General features: G+C 66.8%; 21 protein-coding genes and 1 tRNA gene. 12 read left to right on the forward strand and 10 right to left on the reverse strand.

Features of this window, described 5'->3' with window-relative positions; all coding sequences use genetic code 11:
• Window positions 1–115 precede the first annotated feature (115 nt).
• From sfnG to ACIHAX_RS07220, 8 genes are all read left to right on the forward strand, one after another.
• Complete coding sequence (gene sfnG, locus ACIHAX_RS07185; protein WP_355071422.1) at window positions 116–1,231, forward strand: dimethylsulfone monooxygenase SfnG; 1,116 nt, start codon at window positions 116–118, stop codon at window positions 1,229–1,231.
• Window positions 1,231–2,448, forward strand: a complete 1,218-nt coding sequence (locus tag ACIHAX_RS07190) for an SfnB family sulfur acquisition oxidoreductase (RefSeq protein ID WP_397276262.1) — start codon at window positions 1,231–1,233, stop codon at window positions 2,446–2,448. The genes sfnG and ACIHAX_RS07190 overlap by 1 nt, the downstream gene beginning before the upstream one ends.
• An 11-nt stretch (window positions 2,449–2,459) precedes the next feature.
• Window positions 2,460–2,975, forward strand: a complete 516-nt coding sequence (locus ACIHAX_RS07195; protein WP_355071426.1) for an NAD(P)H-dependent oxidoreductase — start codon at window positions 2,460–2,462, stop codon at window positions 2,973–2,975.
• Window positions 2,968–3,483, forward strand: a complete 516-nt coding sequence (locus ACIHAX_RS07200) for a flavin reductase family protein (protein ID WP_355071427.1) — start codon at window positions 2,968–2,970, stop codon at window positions 3,481–3,483. The genes ACIHAX_RS07195 and ACIHAX_RS07200 overlap by 8 nt, the downstream gene beginning before the upstream one ends.
• A 360-nt stretch (window positions 3,484–3,843) precedes the next feature.
• The gene (locus ACIHAX_RS07205) at window positions 3,844–4,953 is read left to right on the forward strand and encodes a methyltransferase (protein ID WP_397276264.1); all 1,110 of its coding nucleotides are present in this window, start codon (window positions 3,844–3,846) and stop codon (window positions 4,951–4,953) included.
• Window positions 4,954–5,099: 146 nt separating this feature from the next.
• Window positions 5,100–6,041 (forward strand): alpha/beta hydrolase, encoded by a 942-nt coding sequence (locus ACIHAX_RS07210; RefSeq protein WP_397276266.1) that lies wholly within the window; start codon window positions 5,100–5,102, stop codon window positions 6,039–6,041.
• 31 nt (window positions 6,042–6,072) lie between these two features.
• Window positions 6,073–6,534: a hypothetical protein gene (locus ACIHAX_RS07215; protein ID WP_355071433.1), complete on the forward strand. Its 462-nt coding sequence runs from the start codon at window positions 6,073–6,075 to the stop codon at window positions 6,532–6,534.
• 10 nt (window positions 6,535–6,544) lie between these two features.
• Window positions 6,545–7,357 carry a class I SAM-dependent methyltransferase gene (locus tag ACIHAX_RS07220; RefSeq protein ID WP_397276269.1) on the forward strand — a complete coding sequence of 271 codons (813 nt, stop codon included), beginning with the start codon at window positions 6,545–6,547 and terminating at the stop codon, window positions 7,355–7,357.
• A 475-nt stretch (window positions 7,358–7,832) separates the two neighbouring features.
• On the opposite strand, the gene ACIHAX_RS07225 is transcribed toward ACIHAX_RS07220, so the two are convergent.
• From ACIHAX_RS07225 to ACIHAX_RS07255, 7 genes are all read right to left on the reverse strand, one after another.
• Window positions 7,833–7,906: transfer RNA gene (locus tag ACIHAX_RS07225), tRNA-Gly, on the reverse strand.
• 141 nt (window positions 7,907–8,047) lie between these two features.
• Entirely contained in the window at window positions 8,048–8,509 is a 462-nt protein-coding gene (locus ACIHAX_RS07230) for a hypothetical protein (RefSeq protein ID WP_356962901.1), read from the reverse strand.
• Window positions 8,510–8,517: 8 nt separating this feature from the next.
• Window positions 8,518–9,807: a hypothetical protein gene (locus ACIHAX_RS07235; RefSeq protein WP_397276271.1), complete on the reverse strand. Its 1,290-nt coding sequence runs from the start codon at window positions 9,805–9,807 to the stop codon at window positions 8,518–8,520.
• Window positions 9,804–10,109, reverse strand: a complete 306-nt coding sequence (locus ACIHAX_RS07240) for a WXG100 family type VII secretion target (RefSeq protein WP_397276273.1) — start codon at window positions 10,107–10,109, stop codon at window positions 9,804–9,806. Before ACIHAX_RS07240 ends, ACIHAX_RS07235 begins: the two co-directional genes overlap by 4 nt.
• Window positions 10,106–10,393: a WXG100 family type VII secretion target gene (locus ACIHAX_RS07245; RefSeq protein ID WP_397276276.1), complete on the reverse strand. Its 288-nt coding sequence runs from the start codon at window positions 10,391–10,393 to the stop codon at window positions 10,106–10,108. Before ACIHAX_RS07245 ends, ACIHAX_RS07240 begins: the two co-directional genes overlap by 4 nt.
• 111 nt (window positions 10,394–10,504) lie before the next feature.
• A complete protein-coding gene (locus ACIHAX_RS07250; RefSeq protein ID WP_397276278.1) occupies window positions 10,505–11,218 on the reverse strand; it encodes a phosphatase PAP2 family protein in 714 nt (237 codons plus the stop codon).
• An 80-nt stretch (window positions 11,219–11,298) separates the two neighbouring features.
• On the reverse strand, window positions 11,299–12,072 hold the full coding sequence (locus ACIHAX_RS07255) for an SDR family NAD(P)-dependent oxidoreductase (RefSeq protein WP_397276280.1): 774 nt from the start codon (window positions 12,070–12,072) through the stop codon (window positions 11,299–11,301).
• 112 nt (window positions 12,073–12,184) lie between these two features.
• Here ACIHAX_RS07255 and dcd point away from each other — a divergent pair, with 112 nt between their 5' ends.
• Complete coding sequence (gene dcd / locus ACIHAX_RS07260) at window positions 12,185–12,784, forward strand: dCTP deaminase (protein WP_355071445.1); 600 nt, start codon at window positions 12,185–12,187, stop codon at window positions 12,782–12,784.
• A gap of 80 nt (window positions 12,785–12,864) precedes the next feature.
• On the opposite strand, the gene ACIHAX_RS07265 is transcribed toward dcd, so the two are convergent.
• On the reverse strand, window positions 12,865–13,314 hold the full coding sequence (locus tag ACIHAX_RS07265) for a hypothetical protein (protein WP_063016495.1): 450 nt from the start codon (window positions 13,312–13,314) through the stop codon (window positions 12,865–12,867).
• 560 nt (window positions 13,315–13,874) lie between these two features.
• On the opposite strand from ACIHAX_RS07265, the gene ACIHAX_RS07270 reads away from it, so the two are divergent.
• The 3 genes from ACIHAX_RS07270 to ACIHAX_RS07280 all read left to right on the forward strand — a co-directional run bounded on the left by ACIHAX_RS07270 (window position 13,875) and on the right by ACIHAX_RS07280 (window position 17,905).
• Window positions 13,875–14,882, forward strand: coding sequence for an XRE family transcriptional regulator (locus ACIHAX_RS07270; RefSeq protein WP_355071447.1), 1,008 nt, complete (start codon window positions 13,875–13,877; stop codon window positions 14,880–14,882).
• A 100-nt stretch (window positions 14,883–14,982) separates the two neighbouring features.
• Complete coding sequence (locus ACIHAX_RS07275; RefSeq protein ID WP_355071449.1) at window positions 14,983–16,236, forward strand: pyridoxal phosphate-dependent aminotransferase; 1,254 nt, start codon at window positions 14,983–14,985, stop codon at window positions 16,234–16,236.
• A gap of 391 nt (window positions 16,237–16,627) precedes the next feature.
• Window positions 16,628–17,905, forward strand: coding sequence for a YibE/F family protein (locus ACIHAX_RS07280; RefSeq protein ID WP_355071451.1), 1,278 nt, complete (start codon window positions 16,628–16,630; stop codon window positions 17,903–17,905).
• A gap of 51 nt (window positions 17,906–17,956) precedes the next feature.
• Here ACIHAX_RS07280 and ACIHAX_RS07285 read toward each other — a convergent pair whose 3' ends face one another.
• Together ACIHAX_RS07285 and ACIHAX_RS07290 are read right to left on the reverse strand one after the other, a co-directional pair.
• Window positions 17,957–19,264 (reverse strand): Hsp70 family protein, encoded by a 1,308-nt coding sequence (locus tag ACIHAX_RS07285; protein WP_364424719.1) that lies wholly within the window; start codon window positions 19,262–19,264, stop codon window positions 17,957–17,959.
• A gap of 151 nt (window positions 19,265–19,415) precedes the next feature.
• Complete coding sequence (locus ACIHAX_RS07290; RefSeq protein WP_397276283.1) at window positions 19,416–20,738, reverse strand: UDP-glucose dehydrogenase family protein; 1,323 nt, start codon at window positions 20,736–20,738, stop codon at window positions 19,416–19,418.
• Between the last annotated feature and the right edge of the window lie 12 nt (window positions 20,739–20,750).

The following is a 20,750-nucleotide window of genomic DNA, read 5'->3' on the forward strand; positions in this document are numbered from 1 at the left end:
AGATTCAAAACCTCGTCCCGACCGGGGGCCGGTGCTGGAGTGGAAGGAGCGCCGGACGCATGCGTGGCGTCCGGCCTCCGATCCGACGGCTACCCCCGATAACCATGGAGCAGCTATGACCACGGAGCAGATCGCCGAGCAGATCCGGTTCGCCTACTGGGTGCCCAACGTCAGCGGGGGACTGGTCACCAGCGATATCGAACAGCGCACCAGCTGGGATTTCGAGTACAACAAGAAGCTGGCGCAGACCGCCGAGAACAACGGCTTCGATTACGCGCTGTCCCAGGTGCGCTACACCGCCTCCTACGGCGCGGAGTACCAGCACGAATCGACCTCGTTCAGTCTCGCGCTGCTCGGCGCGACCGAGCGGCTGAAGGTCATCGCGGCCGTGCATCCCGGGCTGTGGCATCCGGCGGTACTGGCCAAGTTCGGCGCCACCGCCGACCACCTGTCGAATGGCCGGTTCGCCATCAACGTCGTGTCCGGCTGGTTCGCCGGTGAATTCACCGCGCTCGGCGAGCCGTGGCTCGAGCACGACGAGCGCTACCGGCGCAGCGCCGAATTCCTCGAGGTGATCCGCAAGATCTGGACCGAGGACAACGTGAACTACGGCGGCGACTTCTACCGCATCCGGGACTTCACCCTGAAGCCGAAGCCGCTGAACACCCCGGAGCGGCCGAATCCCGAACTCTTCCAGGGCGGCAACTCGACCGCCGCACGGCGCAACGGCGGCCGCTACGCCGACTGGTACTTCTCCAACGGCAAGGACTTCGACGGCGTCACCGAACAACTCGACGACCTGCGCGCCGTCGCCCGCGCCCACGACCGCGAGGTGAGATTCGGGCTCAACGGCTTCATCATCGCCCGTGATACCGAGCGGGAAGCTCGCGACACCCTGCGCGAGATCGTCGAGAAGGCGAACAAGCCCGCGGTGGAAGGCTTCCGCGACGCGGTGCAGCAGGCGGGCGCGTCCACCAAGGACCGCAAGGGCATGTGGGCCGATTCCACGTTCGAGGACCTGGTGCAGTACAACGACGGTTTCCGCACCCAGCTGATCGGCACGCCGGAGCAGGTGGCCGAGCGGATCGTCGCCTACAAGCAGCTCGGCGTCGACCTGATTCTCGGCGGCTTCCTGCACTTCCAGGAGGAGATCGAGTACTTCGGCGCGAAGGTGCTCCCGCTGGTGCGTGAGCTGGAAGCCGCGCAGCGGCCCGTCGCGGCGGTGAACTGATGACCGCGGTCGCCGCCGATCGCATCCTGTCGGCGGCACAAGCGTTCGCGGTCGCACAGCGGCTCGCGGCGGACTTCGCGCCGGGAGCCGCCGAACGCGACCGGGAGCGCGCGCTGCCGTACGCGGAGGTCGATCGGCTGGCGGCCAGCGGTCTGCTCGCGATCACCGTGCCCGCCGCGCACGGCGGCGCGGATCTGCCGCCCAGCGCGGTCGCGGAAGTGACGCGGATTCTCGCCACGGCCGACCCCAACATCGCGCAGATCCCGCACAGCCACTTCGTGTATGTGAACCTGCTCCGGCTCGCGGGTACGGTCCAGCAGCAGGAGCGGTACTTCGGGCGGGTGCTCGACGGCGGGCGCATCGCCAACGCGCAGTCCGAGCGCGGCGGTACGACCGTCGCCGACATCGCCACCACGCTGCGGCCGGCCGGTGACCGATTCCGGGTGGACGGCGTGAAGTACTACTGCACCGGATCGCTGTTCGCCGACCTGTTCGCGGTGCTGACCCGGCTGGACGATCCGGAAGGCCGCAGCGGTCTCGAGGCCGGTGAGTACATCGTCTACCTGCCCGCGAACACTCCCGGTGTACGCGTCGTGGACGACTGGAACGGGATAGGGCAGCGCACCACCGGCAGTGGAACGGTGTCCTTCGACGAAGTGCTCGTCGATCGCGACCAGGTGATTCCCCGCTCCGGCGCGGTGCGGGCACCCACCGGCTATGGCGCGTTCGCCCAGTTGCTGCACGCCGCCATCGACACCGGCATCGCCCGAGGCGCCCTCACCGCGGCAACGGAATTCGTGCGCACGAAGAGTCGTCCGTGGTTCGAGGCGGGGGTGGCGAACGCGGTGGACGACCCGCTGTTGATCCAGCGCTTCGGTGAATTGTCCGTCGCGGTGACCGCTGCCGAGGCGACGCTCTCGTCGGCCGGATGGGCATTGGACGCGGCTATCCGGATCGATCCGAGCGCCGCGAACATCGCCCAGTCGTCGCTGGCCGTAGCGACCGCCAAGATACTCGCCGACCGCGCCGCCAACGACGTGTCCGCCGCACTGTTCGAGGTCGGCGGAACGCGCAGCGCGGTGGCGGATCTCAATCTGCACCACTTCTGGCGCAACGCGCGCACGCACACCCTGCACGATCCGGTGCGCTGGAAATACCAGCACATCGGCAGGGCCCTGCTGCACGACGCCGCGCCACCGCTCCACGGTGTGATCTGAAAGGAGACGAAATGGCAGTCACTGTCGTCGTCGGAAATCCGAAACCCGCCTCACGCACGCTCACCGCGGCCACCCTGGTCGCGAGGGGGTTGCGACCTGAGGTGGAGCCCACCGTGATCGACCTGGTCGAGTTCGGTCCCGCGCTGCTCAGCTGGGGTGACCCGGCCGTAGCCGAGGCGGTGCGCACCGTGGCGGGCTCGGAGCTCGTCGTCTTCGCCAGCCCCACCTTCAAGGCGACCTACACCGGTCTGCTCAAGCTGTTCCTCGAACAGTTCGAGGGCGGGACCGGCCTGGAAGGCGTGCTCGCGGTCCCGGTGATGCTCGGCGCGGGACCCGCCCACGCTCTCGCGCCCGACCTGCTGCTCAAGCCCGTGCTCGTCGAAATCGGGGCCACCGCCGCGTTGCCCGGGCTCTACCTGTCCGATCGCACATTCGCCGAGGACGGCGTCATCGACCGGTACAGTGGTCGGTGGCGTTCGGTCGCCCAGGCACTGGCCCACAGCTCGAAAGCTGCGAATCATGCATGACCTGTTCGAATTCCCCGCCGACGGAGCCGGTCTGCGTCGCGCGTTCGCCAACTTCCCCAGCGGCGTCGTCGCCGTGTGCGCCGAAATCGACGGAACCCCGCACGGTCTGGCGGTGAGCACGTTCGTGCCCGTCTCGCTCGATCCGCCCCTGGTCTCGTTCTGCGTGCAGAACTCGTCGGCCACCTGGCCCAAGCTCGCCGCCGCGAGCCACCTCGGCCTCAGCCTGCTCGGCACCGACCAGCAGGCCGCCGCCCGCTCGCTCGGCACCCGCGACGGCGACCGCTTCCGCGATATCCAGCTGCACCGCGGTTCCGGCGACGCCGTGTTCATCGATGGCGCGTCCGCCTGGATCGAGGGCGTCCAGGAAGCGCACGTCCCGGCAGGCGACCACGCGGTGGTCATCCTCCGCATCCACCGCATCGCCACCCGCACCGACGTGGACCCGCTCGTTTTCCACGGCAGCAAGTTCCGCCGACTGCACGCGGAATCGGCGAACGGGGCGGCCTGAGAGGCTGGTTCACTCGCCAGAACGCGGCGGGGTCCGTCCGGTCGTGCAGGGGACGCGACGGCGTCCTTGCAAGACCTGACATCAAACTGCGTGACGCAAGTTGCCGGTCGAAGCGACCGGACGACCTCTCACGGCCCATGGTTGGGCTGTACCGGCGGCGCTGTGGGAGACTCAGGCGTCTCCTACGGAAAGGTCCGGCTATGTCGCTCGGGATGGTTCTCGGTGATTTCCCGCGCACTTCGGCGCGGGCGTAAACAGGCGACCTGATAGCCCCTGTGCGATAGCAGCACAGGCAATTTCGCGTCTCCGCGTCGAGGTGCTCTTCGTGCCCTTTGCACGTTCGTACACGAGGAGTACGCGGTGTCCACCGTTTCCTGGACCGAGGACAACACCTGCCCGAGCGCCCGTTGGCATTCCGAGAATGGCGCGCCACCACCCGATTCCCTCGTGGTGGTGAACGACTGGACGACTGCCGAAGCGGCTTGCCGAATGGCGCGAGCGGGGACCGGCCTGCTGTGGCGCGGTGATTTCCACAATGCGCGGCAGTTGCTGCGGGCGATGGGTCGGCGGGTCGAGCGGAAGGTTTCGCTGGGCGACGATCCGGCCGAGGCGTTCCGCCGGTATCGCGCGTCTCGTCGGCGGCGCGCGGAAGTGCTCGGCAAGTTGCTCGTGCTGCTGGAAGACGACTATTCGCTGGCGTTGCGTCGCGCTCCCGATGTGCGGCGCGCCTGCACCGAAGCGTACGGCGCGGCGCGGGGGCGTACGGTGGTCGCGCTCACCGAGTTGCTCGGCGTGCTGGGGGCGGCGCAGTGGCGAGAGAAGGGTGTGTACGTGCCCGCGCTCGGCGACCGCATTCATCCGCACTACGGTGTGTTCTCCCCGGTCCGGGGCGAGTACATCGACCTCGTCGCAGTCGCGCCGCTACCCGCGCGGACCGAGACAGCCTTCGATCTCGGCACGGGCACCGGCGTGCTCGCCGCCGTTCTGGCCCGCCGCGGTTGCACTCGAATCACAGCCACCGACAAGAGTTCCCGTGCGCTGACCTGTGCCCGAGCCAACCTCGACCGACTGGGCCTCTCATCCGTCGCCGTGCAAGGCCCGGCTCTCTTCCCGGACGGCGAGGCCGACCTGGTGGTGTGCAATCCCCCATGGCTCCCCGGCGCACCTACCTCGACCCTGGAAAGCGGCGTATACGACGAGAACTCGTCCATGCTGTACACCTTCCTCTCCGGCCTCCGTGCCCACTTGCGCCCCGGCGGCGAAGGCTGGCTGATCCTCTCCGACCTCCCCGAACACTTAGGCCTGCGTCCCCACGACGAACTCCTCGACCGCATCACAACCGCAGGCCTCCACATCACCGCCCAACTGACGACCCGCCCCACCCACCACCGAGCCCACAACCCCATCTCTCCACTCCACCACGCCCGCACCCGCGAAACGACTTCCCTCTACCGCCTGGCACCTCGTTGAGTGGCAGATCACGGAGTGGTTACCCCCGTCATCCGGGACCGAGTCCACGGCGTATTGGTCGCATCGGCAACGGGTTTCGGGGACTATGTTGACATTGCTAGTTGCTTCAGTGAAGACTGAAATAACTAGCAACGACGGGAGCTTTGATGGATCTCCATATCGAGCAAGTGACGTTCAACAGCCTTGGCACCGCGTGTGCTGGTGATCTGTATTTGCCCGCGGCGGACGGTCCGGTCCCCGGTCTGGTGCTGGGGCACTCAGGGGTGATGGTGAAAGAGGCGTTGCGAGTGTTCGCACCGTATTTCGTGCGGGCGGGGTTCGCGGTACTGGCGATCGACTATCGCACGGTCGGGGCCAGCGCGGGGCAACCTCGCGGCCAGGACTACCCGCAGCGACAGACGGAAGATTTTCGTAGCGCGGTGTCGTATCTGCAAACCCGCCCGGAGGCGGACCCGAATCGGATCGGACTCTGGGGTGTCAGCATCGGGGGCTCGGTGGCGACGCAGGCCGCGGTATTGGACCGGCGCGTGAAATGTGTTGTGGTGCAGAGCCCGAGCGTGTGGAACGGATGGCGATATCTGGAGCGGCTGCTCGGCAGGGAGGGCGTAGCCGCGCTGCGGGACCGGTTGGACGAGGACTGGGAGCGCCGATATGTCGGCCACGACAGTGCTCGGGTGCCGCACCTGACGCTGCGGGGGGAAAACGTCGAGAGCGCACCGGATCTCGCCGCCGAGATGTTCCCGAACTACCGGAACGAGAAGACCCTCGACTCCGCCGAACATCTGCTGACCTTTGCGCCGGAGGACCTCGTTCATCGCCTGGCGCCGACCCCGCTGCTGATGATCGCCAACGGCGGCTGGGACCCGTACCACATGCTCGAGGAGGCACAGAGCGCCTTCGCCAAGGCCGGCGAGCCGAAACGACTCGAGATCCTGCCTTACGACGTGCTCGGTCTCTACACCGGTCCCGGGCTGGAGGAGGCCATGGCTCTGGCCGTCGAGTGGTTCGACCGGCACCTGCGCCGGACCCGCCTCGTCGCTCCCACCCCGGAGCCGACCCGGGAGTCGGTGACCGCTATGCCACAGTAATCGAGCCGAGTACAGCGCAGGAGGACACAGCATGCCGGAACCGGATCGACAGCACGCCACGCTGGAGTGGGTGGAGCGAGTCGCTACCTTCTGCGTCGAGGAATGGGCACTGCCCCCCATCACCGGGCGAATCCTCGGCCTACTGATGATCTGCGATCCGCCGGAGCAATCCGCCGGCCAGATCGCCGAGGCGATCCACGCCAGCCGCGCCTCGCTGACCTCCAACATGCGCCTGCTGACCACCATCGGCCTCGTCCGCAAGGTGCGGATCCCCGGTGACCGCACCGCCTACTACCGCATCGAGGACGACGCCTGGGAGAAGGTCATCCATCGCAAAATCGCCGGCCTGGGCGCCTTCGGCGACATCGCCGAGGACGGACTCTCCTTGGTCGGCGGCACCGATCCCGCTCTCACCGAACGCATCCGGGCCGCTCAGCAGGCATTGACCTGGCTGCGCGACATCGCCGCCCGACACACGGACACCACCACCTGAAGGACCGATCGTGCTCCGAATCCGACCCGACCTCGACCCGATTCAGGAAACCCTGCTCCTCACCCTGCAAGCCCGAGCACTGGACGCGACCACCCGCACCCCGATCCTGGGCGACACCCGCCAGGCCGAGCTGGCCGACCGGATCGACTACGACTTCACCGAACTCGAGCTGAAACCCAGCCTCATCTGCGGAACGGCGCTACGCGCGAAAAAACTCGACGACGCGGTACGCGCGTTCATCGCCATGCACCGAAATGCGGTGGTACTCGATCTCGGCTGCGGCCTGGACACCCGCATGCTCCGATGCGATCCACCCGCCGATGTCGACTGGTACGACGTCGATTACCCTGAAGTCATCGAACTGCGCCGACAGTTGCTTCCGCACAGCCCCCATCCGCTGGGCGTCGATCTCACCCAGCCGGGCTGGACTCAGCAGCTGCCCGCCGATCGACCAGCCATGATCGTCGCCGAGGGCCTGCTGCCTTTCCTGCCCGGCGACACGTTCCACACCCTGATCCGCGAGGCGACCACACACTTCCCGACCGGTGAGCTCGCCCTCAACGGCTACACCCGTTTCGCCGCCTGGGCCATGAAATACCACCCGTCGATCAAAGCCCTCGGCATCAGCGCCGCCCAAGGATTCGACGACGCCCACGAACCCGAAACCTGGGGCGCCCGCCTGACACTGATCGAAGAACAACTTCTCACCCGCGCCGGCGAAGTCGACCTCTTCCCACAACCGTTACGCGCGGTAACCCGCGCCATAGCCCTCAGCTCAGGACTGTCTCGGCAAGCCAACCGAATACTCCGATACGCCTTCTAGTGTCTCGAGGCATCGCGCCGTCACCCCATCCTCAACCACCACCGTAGAGGCCGGTGATGTGGTGGTCCGCACGACGTTGAAAGTCATCGCCGCCGTTGCAATCTCTCTTGCGGCAGGTGCAGGTTGGGCGAACGCCACGGTTACATCCAGCGGATTACCTCTGAAGCCCATCCCGAGCCCGCAACCGGCTCCCGTCGGCACTCAGGCGACTCCTGTCGGCGTCTCCTCGGGCTCGAGCGACGCCCAGTCTCTGGCCTGCCTCGTGCACGCCCTGTCCAGCGGCGCCCACTACTGCCTGTAACCCACACCACCCCCAGCGGCGGTAACCGCCCGGCACTTCGTCGAGTGGCACATGACGGAGGGGCTACTCGCGATTCGCCTCGACCATGGGCCACTCGATGACGTGCGCTGCGGGGCGGTTGGTCGGGTAGCAGAAAGGCCCTGGATCGGCGGGGTGCGGATGCAGGGCCTTCGGTGGAGCCGATGACGGGAATCGAACCCGCGCTGTCTGCTTGGGAAGCAGAAGTTCTACCATTGAACTACATCGGCACTGCGCAGTGCGCGTCCGCGACTCTATCAGACCAGGCACTATGTAGGTCAACTCCCTTGATCTGGGGTTCGCACTGGGCGCAGCTGATCGGGCTGTAATGGATAGCCTTCAGCAGGCGGCTGGGCGCCCGGCATCGCCGGCTATTCGCTCTCGAATCGGCTCCAGCGAGCAAGGTCTTCAACGATCGGACCGGAGTCGGGTATGCGGAACCACCACCACCCACGTCCGGTTGTGTCGATGTTCGCGACTGCCGCCATGCGCTTTCCTGAGTCCTCGACAGTGATAGACGTGAATCTGTCGTCGGCATCGGAGACGTAGTTATTCACCTTAGCAGCGAGTATTGTCGGCAATTGATTAATGGCACTTTCCAGGTAATCCCGGACAGTATAAGCGGCGTTGAGATCGTATTCGTTCCAGACGGTGCGGTCCGACCAGGGCAGGCTTCTGTCGCGATCGATCTTCTCGACGTGGGCTTCCCATGAATCCGCCAAGCGGATCGCATCGCGTTCCTCTCCCGATTTCAGTGTGATCGGGTGACTCCTGATGTCGACGATCTCGTCCTCGGTGAAATGACGATGCGCGCGATCCTCGGGGTTCGACATTCGTTTCCTCACAGTTTCCAGGCGGTGGATTTCCATGGCATTTCGTAGTTCACGACAACCTTGACTCCCTTGTATACAAATTGCTCGGCCTGCTCCGATGTGCGTCCGTCACCCATCGGTTCCGGGGTGCCTTTTGTCAGGGCGTCATGAACTTGCTGGGGAGTCGGTCGGTCCATCGTCGGATTCCCGTCGCCGGTATGTCCGTTGATGAATTCTTCTATCTCGGCTTGAGTGTATTCGCTGTGGCGAAAGTCCGGTTCATCGGAATCACCGGCGTGATCGTCATCGATGGTCGACGTCATGCCGATGATGGCGGCGAGGTTGGTGATGGCTTTTTCGAGGTCGACGGCGGGTAGAGCGTGGAAGGCGTCGATGGTGCCGACAGCCCCTGCGGCGAGACTGGTGAGACCGATGACTCGGACCATTTGGCTGGCGCGATAGGAGGTTTGGATCGCGTTGATCGTGGCGACCACGTCGGCGTCGATGGCGGCGGCTGCGGCGACGGCGGAGGAGCCGAGGCTGAACAGGAAAGCGACACCGGCGGTTATCGCGATCAAGCTGATGGACAGTTCCAGCGCGTTGATCGCTTTGGCGTTGTCGTTACCGAGGGCGATGGTCGCGTTCTTGTAGTCGCCAACGGGTGCGGCCATTTTCTGCGCGGCGGTGCTGACGGTGTCGGCACTGGTTTTCAGGGTCGTGAAATGGTCTTGGAGCAGTTGCCGGTTGGTGGCGTCGTCCATGCCGTCGAACAGTGCCGAAATGGCGGATATACGGGCGGACGCGCCGGTGATGGTGTCGTGGTTGGCGAAGGTGTTCCAGGTGGTGTGTGCTTTGTCGAGTTTGGTGTGGTCGCCATTGGGGAGTTTGCCGAAGGCGGAGAGGACTTTGGCGACGAGTTTGTCCAAGAATTCCTTCAGGCCGCCGTGGTCGGTGAAGCCGACTCCATTGTCGGCCACCGAGGATGGGATGCTGACCTTGTACTCGCCGACTTCCTGGGCGTGGATGCGGGGCGGGGCGGGGTTGCTCTTGTTGGCGATGGCGTAGTTGTAGCCGTTGGCATACAGCACCGCGCCGTAGTTGGTGAGGGCGTTGGCCAGGCTCGAGCAGGCCTGCATGGTCTGCTGGGCGGCTTTGTCGTACGCCTCACCCCACTGTTTGCAGCCGGGGGCGTCGCCGGCCATCCCTGCGCATTCGCCTTTGATCGCATCGTGGACCGGCTTGTCGGCTTTGCGGAGGTCGTCGGCGAGGTCATGGCATTTCTTGGCGGCGTCGTAGTAGGTCTGCCAGTCGACGATCATGCCTGCCCCGACCGCAGTATGCGGCGGTTGGCCTCGATGGCGCGGGTATAGCGTCCGTGCGCTTTCTGCGCGGCATCGCTAACGGCGGCGACGCCTTCGGCGAATTCGCGGGCGGCCGCGAGCCATTGCGTGTGCGCGTCGGCGTAGGCGCTGGCCGCGGCAGATTCCCAACTGCCGCTCTGCAAGGCGGTGACCTTGTGGTCGAGTTCGTCGAGGTGATCGTGCAAGAACCCGGCCAGGCCGTTGAGGCGCGACACGATCTGATCGAGTCGTGCGAGGTCGACGCTGAATTGAGAGCTCATGGCAGGTCCAGGCTGGAGAGACCGGATGCGTTGCCGGTGTCGGTGCTCTTGTAGTTGGCGGCAGTGACGCCCAGCTTCTCGGCGAGAGAAGTCAACGCTTGCATGAGTTTTGTTCCGCCGTCGCGGGTTTCTGTCCACCCGGCGGAGAACTCGTCGGCCGCGTCGCCGGTCCAATCGGAAGTGAGCAGGTTGTCGACCTCGCCGGCAGCGGAATCGAGTGCCTGCTTCATGGTGTCGGCGATGTTGTAGACGTACTGGCCGATCGCCTGCACGTCATCAGGCACGACTGACAGATTGCGGCCAGATCCGTTAGGCCCCCCGCTAACTCCCATGCACACGACCATAACGGCACTCCGTCTCGGACGTCCACACGCTGACCAAGCCCGTCGGGCCAGCTAAGAAAGAGTCCCACTCGCCGGGTGGGGGCGACGGCCGACTGCCTTCTCGGTAGGTGGTTTCCGGCCCTCGTCCCGGTCGGTGGGTACCGAGTACCGGTACACGGTCAAGCAGAGGATGAGCCAAAGCGCCCCGAAGCACCAGCCGCCGAGGACGTCGGTGGCCCAGTGGACGCCGAGGTAGATACGGGACAGGCCGACCGCGGTCACGAAGAGGACGGCGGCGGTCGCGGCGCAGAGGCGCAGGGTGGAACCGTGTATGGCGGGGAGCGCGACCGCAAGGACGATGCCGACCACGACGAACGAGCCCATGCTGTGCCCGGACGGATACGCCTGGTTGGACACGCTGATCAGGTGTTCCTCGACGGGTGGGCGGTCCCGGTCGGTGAGTCGCTTGCCGCCGCGTACGAGCAGCCCGCCGCCGAGCCCGGTGATCGCGACGAGCGCTGTCGCCGTCCAGCGCCGCCGCCAGGACAGGACCAGGCAGGTGGCGGTAGCCAGAGCGGTCATGGCGAGCGTGCCGCCCAGCACGCTGACCGTCACCGCGACCGGTGTCAGCGTGCCGTTGCGGTGCGTGACGGCCCAATCGGTGACGCCGCGATCGAACCCGCCGGGACCGTGATTCCCGACCACGCCCGCCGTGAGAGCCGCGGCGCACACCACCAGCAACGCGGTGAGCACCCCGATGATGCCGCTAATGCGAGGGGAGGTCACTCCTCCACGTTGCCACCTCCGACGCTCGAAGGTAACCGGCTCCTTCCCAGCTGGCATGACACCGCCGCGGCCGAAGCGCGTCAGAACTTGCTGTAGCCGCCGTCGATCAGCAGAGTGTCGCCGGTGTGGTACGCGCTGGTGGGGCTGGCGAGGTAGACGGCGACGGATTCGAAATCGCTCGGCAGGCCCCAGCGGCGGACCGGGATCCTCGGGTGGACGCGTTCGCGGAAACGGTCCCACGCGAAGGCCCCTTCGGTCATCGGCGTCTCGACCCAGCCGGGCAGCACGGAGTTCGCACGGATGCCGTGCTTGGCCAGCTCCACCGCGATCGAGTTGACCATGGCGATCAACCCCGCCTTGCTGGCCGCATAGGACTGCCCGCGCGGAACGCCCTGGTGGGCGGCCAAACTCGCGGTGGCGACCAGACTGCCACCCTCGCCCTGGGCGAGCATTGCTTTCGCCGCTTCACGCAGCGTCACGAACGCGGCGTCGAGATTGAGCGAGGTGACCCGGCGGAATTCCGTGAGATCGGTATCCACGAACGGAATGAATCCCTGGCTGACTCCGGCGTTCACGAAGCAGGAGTCGATGCGGCCGAGTTGCGCGGCCGCGCGGCCGATGGTGTCGATCACTTGCTGTTCCTCGCCGACGTCGCAGCTCAGGGCGAGCACCCGCCCGCCGAACGAGCGCAATTCGGCGGCGGCCGCCTCGTTGCGTTCGGCGTTGCGGCCGACGACGCAGACATCGGCCCCGGCCCGCGCGAGACCCCGGGCGAATCCGAGACCGATGCCGGAGTTGCCTCCGGTGACGACGGCGACGTGGCCGGTCAGGTCGAACAGCGAGCCCTCGGACATGGTTCATCCCTTCGATCGCGGGCGACGCCGCCCGAATGAATGCGAGGATATCGTTCTCTTCATATCACTGTGCGGCTGAGGAGCCCCGTCGAGCAGGCGCTACGCTCGTCGCGTGCTGCTTTCCGATCGTGACATCCGCGCGGAGATCGCCGCTGGGCGTCTCGGCGTCGAGCCGCTGCTGGAGAACCTGATCCAGCCGTCGAGCATCGACGTGCGCCTGGACCGGATGTTCCGGGTGTTCAACAACACCCGCTACACCCACATCGATCCGGCGCAGCGGCAGGACGAACTCACCAGCCTGGTCGAGCCGGGCGAGGGCGAGCCGTTCGTGCTGCATCCCGGCGAATTCGTGCTCGGCTCCACCCTCGAGGTGTGCACGCTGCCGGATGATCTGGCCGGACGCTTGGAGGGCAAGTCCAGTCTGGGCCGATTGGGTCTGCTGACCCACTCGACCGCCGGCTTCATCGATCCCGGGTTCAGCGGGCACATCACGCTGGAGCTGTCCAACGTGGCGAATCTGCCGATCACGCTGTGGCCCGGCATGAAGATCGGTCAGCTGTGCCTGCTCAGGCTGACCAGCCCGGCCGAGCACCCGTACGGCAGTGCCGTGGCGGGCTCGAAGTACCAGGGCCAGCGCGGACCGACTCCGTCGCGGTCCTATCTGAACTTTCCGATTCCGGCCGCCGCGATCGACGCCGCCGAAGCCCGCTGACCGGGGCCGAGTCCGCTTCGTCGACTGTGGGGGAGAAGCGGACCCGGCGGACGGCGGCGGGGAACCGACCGCGGAGGTGATCAGTCCCCGCCGCCCGCTCCCACCGCGAGCGCCGTTGTGAGGATGACGGACAGCGGTGGGAGCGTGTCACCGCGGCTCGGCGGGCTGACCCAGAAGCACCCTTCCCGGGTCCAGCGGCCGAGGCCGGTCGGCAACATCACGGCGCTGCCGACGGCGGGCAGGCCGATATCCAGCCGATTGAGCACCTCGAGCACCTGCGGTCCCGGTCGGCTGTCGGGCTCGGCGAGGAAACTCCATCGGATCTGCCTGGCCAACATGGGACCCCTCGTTCCCTGCTGTTCCAGTGCGGCGCGCACCTTCTCGGCACGCGCGGTCGGCAGGTGGACGACGCAAACGCGTCCGGTGATCGGCAGCATGGCGAAACCGCCCCGCTCGGTGACCGGCAGTCCGAACTCGTGCCGATAGAACGCCACCCAATCGTCCACGGTCCTGAGTTTCTCGACATTCACGGCGAACTCCTTGCCTTCCGACTCAATGGTCCCGGCCCGCCGCGTGATTCGGCATCGCCCGCTCACCCGCCTTGCGCTGCCCTTCCGCTGCCTTTGATACGGGCCGTATTTCACCTGTGGCCGCGCTCACAAACCGCTCGTACTCTGGAAGGAGTTCGTTCGGAAGGGATGACACCGTGGTCACGCATTGGTCAGGCAAAGAGGCCCGTGCCCTTCGCGATGCCAAGCGGATGAGCATCAGGGAATTCGCCGCCCATTTGGGTGTGCACGAACGCTTGGTGTCGAAGTGGGAAGCCGGGGGCGTCCGGGTTCATCCACGACCGATCAACCAAGCCGCTCTGGATACCTCACTGGCCAGGTCCGACGATGTGGTGCGGGCGCGGTTCGCGGCATTGATCGATAAGCCCGCGATCGATCGAACCGTCCCGCCGGGATTCGATGCGCGTGCCGACGCCTCGGCGCGCGTTCATTATTCGAGCGACGCGGACCTTTTGGCTCTCATAGACGCCGGTGCGATGAGAGGTGCTGCGTTGGCAGCGATTTCGGAGAGGGATCTGATCATGGCGGCTGCCCACGAGGCCAGCGAGCACGCCGGCAAGGCCGAGAGCACCAATGTCGGTGCGAGCACTTTGGACCAGCTCGACGCGGATGTCGTGCGCATCGCGAACGACTACGTGCGCATTCCGCCGGTGCCGATGATGGTGGAAATGGTGCGGGTGCGGCGCCGGGTGTATCGGTTGCTGGAAGGCCATCAGCGGCCCGCCGATACCGGTCATCTGTATCTTTTGGCGGGCACCCTCTCGGGCCTGCTCGCCAACGCCAGCACCGATCTCGGCTACTACGACGCGGCGGGCGAGCAGGTCCGGGCCGCGTGGGCCTACGCGGAGTTGTGCGGGCACAACGGGCTTCGGGCCTGGACCCGCGGCATGCACGCGCTGATCGAGTACTGGTCGCAGCGGCCGCGCCGGGCGGTCCAGCTCGCCCAGAGCGGGCAGGAGTTCGCGGAATCCGCGACCGCGCAGGTGCGACTGCTCAATATCGAGGCGCGCATCTGGTCGGCGCTTGGCAGCGCCGCCGACACCGATCGCTGCGTGCGGGCAGCCGACGACGCGCGCGAGATCGCCGCGACCGACACGCTGCACGACGAGGTGGGCGGCGTCTTCGGGTTCAACGAGGCCAAGGCCAACTACTACGCTGGCGCCACCTACATCCACCTCGGTCAGGCGGAGCCCGCGCTCGGCGCCACCCAGCGGGCCATCGAACTCTATTCGAACGGCCCGTCCGAACAGCGTTCCTACGGCGCGGAGGCGCTTGCCAGGGTCGACTGCGCGGCTGCCCACCTGATCAACGGCAGCCTGGACGGCGCGGCCGAGGCGCTGCAGCCGGTGCTCGGCCTCGACGAGGCCAAGCGCATCGCGCAGCTCGAGGAGCGGTTGACCGGTGTGCGCAGGCGGATCGCGGCTCCGGCTTTCCGCGACTCGGTCGAGGCGCGCAGGCTGGACGAGCGGATCGAGGAATTCTGCGGGTCGACGGCGGCCAAGGGGATCCCGCCCGGCGCGGCCCATTGAGTGACGCGTCACACCCGGCGGGGCCGCGGCCGCCGTCGTGGGCGTGGCGGCCCGTGGAGAGCTCGGACAGGCGGTTTATCCAGTTGCGACGGATGGCACCATGGGACGGGTGAGTCCTCAGCATCCGCACCATCCCCCGCGTGTTCTGGAGCAGTCCACGAAGCTGCAGAACGTCGTCTACGAGATCCGTGGACCGGTACACGCGCACGCGGCACGGCTGGAGGCCGAGGGCCACCGCATCCTCAAGCTCAATATCGGCAACCCCGCCCCGTTCGGGTTCGAGGCGCCCGACGTGATCATGCGCGACATCATCGCGGCGCTGCCGTATGCCCAGGGCTACTCCGAATCCAAAGGCATCCTCTCCGCGCGGCGCGCGATCGTGACCCGCTACGAACTCGTGCCCGGCTTCCCCGAGCTGGACGTGGACGGCGTCTACCTCGGCAACGGCGTATCCGAGCTGATCACCATCACCATGCAGGCCCTGCTGGACAACGGCGACGAGGTGCTGATCCCGGCGCCGGACTACCCGCTGTGGACCGCCATGACCAGCCTGGCGGGCGGCACGCCGGTGCACTACCTGTGTGACGAGGCCAACGGCTGGCAGCCCGATATCGCCGACATCGAATCGAAGATCACCGACAAGACCAAAGCGCTGCTGGTGATCAACCCGAACAACCCCACCGGCGCGGTGTACTCCGCCGAAGTGCTCCAGCAGATCGCCGACCTGGCTCGCAAGCATCAGCTGTTGCTGCTCGCCGACGAGATCTACGACAAGATCCTCTACGACGACGCCAAGCACATCTCGCTGGCCACCGTGGCGCCCGACCTGCTGTGCCTGACCTTCAACGGGCTGTCCAAGGCCTACCGGGTCGCGGGTTACCGGTCGGGTTGGTTGGCGATCACGGGCCCGAAGGAGCACGCGGCCGGGTTCCTGGAGGGCATCGACCTGCTCGCCTCCTCGCGGTTGTGTCCGAACGTGCCCGCGCAGCACGCGATTCAGGTCGCGCTCGGCGGTCATCAGAGCATCGAGGACCTGATCCTGCCCGGCGGGCGGCTGCTCGAACAGCGCGACGTCGCCTGGGAGCGGTTGAACATGATCCCCGGCGTGTCGTGCGTGAAGCCGAAGGGCGCGCTCTACGCGTTCCCGAAGCTGGATCCGAATGTGTACGAGATCCACGACGACTCCAAGCTGATCCTGGATCTGCTGCTGCAGGAGAAGATCCTGATGGTGCAGGGCACCGGCTTCAACTGGCCGCGCCACGACCACCTGCGGATCGTCACACTGCCCTGGGCCCGCGATCTCGCGGTCGCGATCGAACGCTTCGGCAACTTCCTGTCCAGCTATCGCCAGTAGCGGGAAGCCCGGAGCTGGACAATATAATCGCCCCGCTTCTGGCCTGGAAACAAACTCGATGTACGGATACCCGTCGGATTTGGCGACTAGCTAGCGCAAAAGAAGTACTTTTGTGTACAGTGGTCCTCGGCACTCAGAGTGCCCGGTCGGATTGCCTACCCCCCCTGGGCATATCCGACCTCGGGTTAGGCCGCCTACCCCCCTGGGCCGCCTGCCCTGCGGGCGGCGGAGACATCCCCCTGCTCTCCGCCGCCCCCCTCTAACTCCTTTTTTCCCGTGATCGGTTCACATCAACCGCGTCTCCGCTGTGTTAGGTAACCGCCGCGACGGTCTTGAAAATGAAATCCTTTAGGCTCGCTCCGGGCGCAAACACATCGGACAGAGGAGCGCGGTGAGCGACCACCACCATCACCACGATCATTCGGGACCGATCGCGATCGGCGCGACCGCGGCGCGCGTGGTCATCGGGCTGCTCACCGCCATCGGGATCGTCGTGGTCATCGGCGCGATCGCGCTGTGGCCGAGCAAGCAGCACATCGATATCCCGCTGCCGATGCAGAACGCGGGCGGCGGCGCGGTACAGACCGAGGCGGGCACCGTAGTGCTGCAGGACATCGGGCCGTGCGGCAGCTCTTCACTGGGCAAGGTCTTCGTCGACAAGCCCGAACCGCCGCGCAACAACGCCTACACCTGCCAGCGCAGCCTGATCTCGATCGAATCCGGACCGCACAAGGGCAACCGCACGCTGCTGGAAATCGCACCGGGCCCAGGGCAACCCGACCTGCACGCCGGTGACGAACTGCGGCTGGTCCGCCAGACCGATCCCAGCGGGACGCCGCTGTACTCGTTCGAGGACTACTCGCGCGGGCTGCCGCTCACGCTGATCGTGGTGGCTTTCGTCGTGGTGATCATCGCGGTGGCGCGCTGGCGTGGCGTCCGCGCGCTGCTGGGCCTGGTGTTCGCCTTCGCCGTCCTGGTGCTGTTCCTGCTGCCCGCCCTGCTGGACGGCAAACCGGCGATCCCGGTCGCCTTGGTCGCGGGCGCCCTGATCCTGTACGCGGTGCTGTATCTGGCGCACGGGGTGAACCTGCGCACCAGTTCGGCGCTGCTCGGCACGCTGACCTCGATGCTGCTCGCCGCCGCGTTGTCCTGGCTCACCATCGAGATGACCCATCTCACCGGCCTTTCCGAAGAGCAGAACACGAACGTCGCGACCTACATCGAGCACGTCAGTATCACCGGATTGCTGCTGGCCGGATTCATCATCGGTTCGCTCGGTGTGCTCAACGACGTCACCATCACCCAGGCGTCCGCCGCGTTCGAGCTGGCCGCCATCGACCGGTCGGCCTCCCGGCGCGAGGTTTTCGCCGCCGCCATGCGCGTGGGGCGCGACCACATCGCCAGTACCGTCTACACGCTGGTGCTCGCCTACGCCGGTGGGGCGCTGCCGCTGTTGCTGCTGTTCAGCGTGGCGGGGCGGTCCATCCGCGACGTGCTGACCGGTGACGCCGTTGCCATCGAGATCGCGCGCTCGGCGGTCGGCGGTATCGCGCTGGCGCTCTCGGTGCCGTTGACCACCGGCATCGCTGTGCTGCTGGCCCGCCCGTTCACGACCAAGGAACCAACCCCCGCGCCGCGCCCGCGTCGCGCACGGCACGCGAGGGTCTGAACTCCCCCCGTTTCCCGTCTCGTCAGGAGTTGTGCGGCGCGGCCGTCCGGCTCAGCGCTGCGGCGGCGGAGGGAAGGGGAAGACCTCCGGCGGGATCGTGGGGACCACGATCGGCGGAAGGCCCGGCACGACGATGGTGTTCGGGCCGGGTGTCGGCGGCGCCTCGCTGGTGGTCTGCCTCCGGTTCGGCGGCGGCGCGGCGAGCGACTCGTGCGCGGGCGATTCCGTGGTGCCCGGCGCGACCGCGATCTGCGGGTCCAAGCTGGTCGTGCGCGGTGTGGTGGTGGGCGACAGCGACGGTGATCCTTCGCTGGTGTGTGAATCCCGTTCCAGCACCTGCGGTCCGTAACCGAGGCCGAGCCCGATCGCGGCGACCACGGCCAGCGCGCTGACGGTCAGCACCGCACCGCTGATCTCACGTTTGCCGCGCTGGGTCGGAGCCGACAACCATGCGGGTGACAGCTCGTCGTCCAGCGTGGCGCCCGCCGTCGGCGTTTCCTTACGGACCGGTCTGGCCAGCAGCGCGGCGCCGCGAGCCATCACGGTCTCCGGGCTGTCCGGCACGATGACGGGCACGCCCATCCAGCGTTCGAGCACCTTGGCCACCAACGGGATCCGGGCGCAACCGCCGATGGCGAGCACGCCGTGCACCGGGCGGTCCGAGCGCACGATCACGTCGCGTGCCATGCGCGCCGACGACTCGATGGCCAGCATGATCAGCGATTCGAAGTTCTCCTGCGCGAGCAGCACCAAACCCTGCTCGCTCGGCAGCGCCACCGCGGTGTTGGTGGTGAGCTGCTCTTTGGCCTCGCGGCACAGCGCGTCCAGCGCGGCCAGGCCCGCGGCGTTCGGCGGGTGCGCGATCCGCCCCGAGGCGATCTGCTGCTCCCGGATCAACGAGTCGAGATAGTCGCCGCTGATGTCGCTGGTGCGCTCGCTGTGCCGGACCTCACGGGTCTGCGTGTCGACCACGCTTACCGTCAGGCCCGAACTGCCCAGGTCGTAGACGACCAGCGAGGAGATGCCCCGGATATCGCCGGTGGCCTGGGCGAACTCGAGTGCGGCCGCGATCTCGGGCACGAGTTCGTAATTGGTCAGCTGCTGACGCGCCATGGCGGCGCGAATGGCGCGGGCGTGCTGCTCACTGCGGTAGGCGATGGCGGTGGCGCCGATACCCGGCGTGGCCTCCAGGGTGACTCCGATGGCCTCTGCCGCCAACTCTTCCATGCTTTGGTCGACGACCGGAATGGTCTGCAGATCGAAGGAATGCGGGGAGACATGCCCGTGGGGGTTTCCGGCGTGTGGTCGCGCCATACGGACAGCGCCGGCCCCCACCGAAACTCCCAGTACCGAACTCATCAGCTGCCCATCTCGTTTCACACTTCACGACATGCGAGCCTGCGCCGTCCGTCGGCGGAGACCCGCTGGACGGACCCTACCGTCGGCGATCAGCTGTGCTTAAGGCAGGACTGGTCGTCTGTCTGGCAGTAGCCCGCCTCGCTCCGCAACTCTACGGTGTACCGAGTCCCGCGTACACCCATCCGGCTGCTCTCCAGGTGGCACGATTGAGACAGTTCCGGCCGTCGATGATCGAGCGGGCACGCACCACCCGGTCCAGGTCTTGCGGGCGCAGCGCGGTGAATTCGTCCCACTCGGTGAGCACGAGCACCACGTCGGCGCGTTCGCACGCCTCGGTGACCGAGGTCGCGTAGTTCAGGGTGGGGAACACCCGGCGCGAATTCTCCAGCGCCTTGGGATCGTAGACGGTCACCACGGCGCCGTGCAGCTGGATCATGCCCGCCACGTTCAACGCGGGCGAGTCGCGGACGTCGTCGGATTCCGGTTTGAACGCCGCGCCGAGTACCGCCACGTTGGCCCCGAGCAGTGAGCCGCCGCAGGCGCGGGCGGCCATGTCGACCACCTTGGTCCGTCGGCGCATATTGATGTTGTCCACCTCGCGCAGGAAGGCGACGGCGTGGGCGGCGCCGAGTTCGCCGGAGCGGGCCATGAACGCCCGGATGTCCTTCGGCAGACATCCGCCGCCGAAACCCAGTCCGGCGTTGAGGAACCGACGGCCGATGCGCGCGTCGTAGCCGAGGGCGTCGGCCAGCATGGTCACGTCGGCGCCGGTCGCTTCGCAGACCTCCGACACCGCGTTGATGAACGAGATCTTCGTCGCCAGAAAGGCGTTCGCCGAGACCTTCACCAATTCCGCTGTGGCCAGGTCGGTGAGCAGCAACGGGACCTCGGCGGCGATGAGGTCGGCGTAGATCTCGCGCACCAGATCCTCGACCCACCCGGCGGCGGCGCGCTCCCGGTCGACTCCGAGGACCAATCGGTCCGGCCGCAGGGTGTCCTTGACCGCGAAGCCTTCTCGGAGGAATTCCGGATTCCACGCCACCTCGACGTCGGTGGAACTCAGCGCGCGAGCGCGGGCTCCCAGCGCGTCCGCCGTGCCGACCGGAACCGTCGACTTGCCGATGATCACCGAGGGACGTTCCAGTAGCGGGGCGAGGGTATCCACCACCGCGTGCACGTATTTCAAGTCGGCGGCGTACTCACCCTTCTTCTGCGGCGTGCCCACACCGAGGAAATGCACATCGGCGTGTGCGGCCGCCTCGGCGTAGGAGGTGGTGAACCGCAGTCGGCCCGCATCGAGGTTGCGACGAAGCACATCCTCCAGGCCCGGTTCGTAGAACGGCACCACTCCGTCGGACAGCTTCGCGACCTTGCCCGGGTCCACGTCCACTCCGATGACGTCGTGCCCGAGTTCGGCCATGCACGCCGCGTGCGTGGCCCCGAGATACCCGGTTCCGAAGACTGTGCATCGCATGATCGATTGGTA

Origin of the sequence: Nocardia sp. NPDC051929 (assembly GCF_044548645.1) — a bacterium.
Lineage (GTDB): Bacteria > Actinomycetota > Actinomycetes > Mycobacteriales > Mycobacteriaceae > Nocardia > Nocardia sichangensis.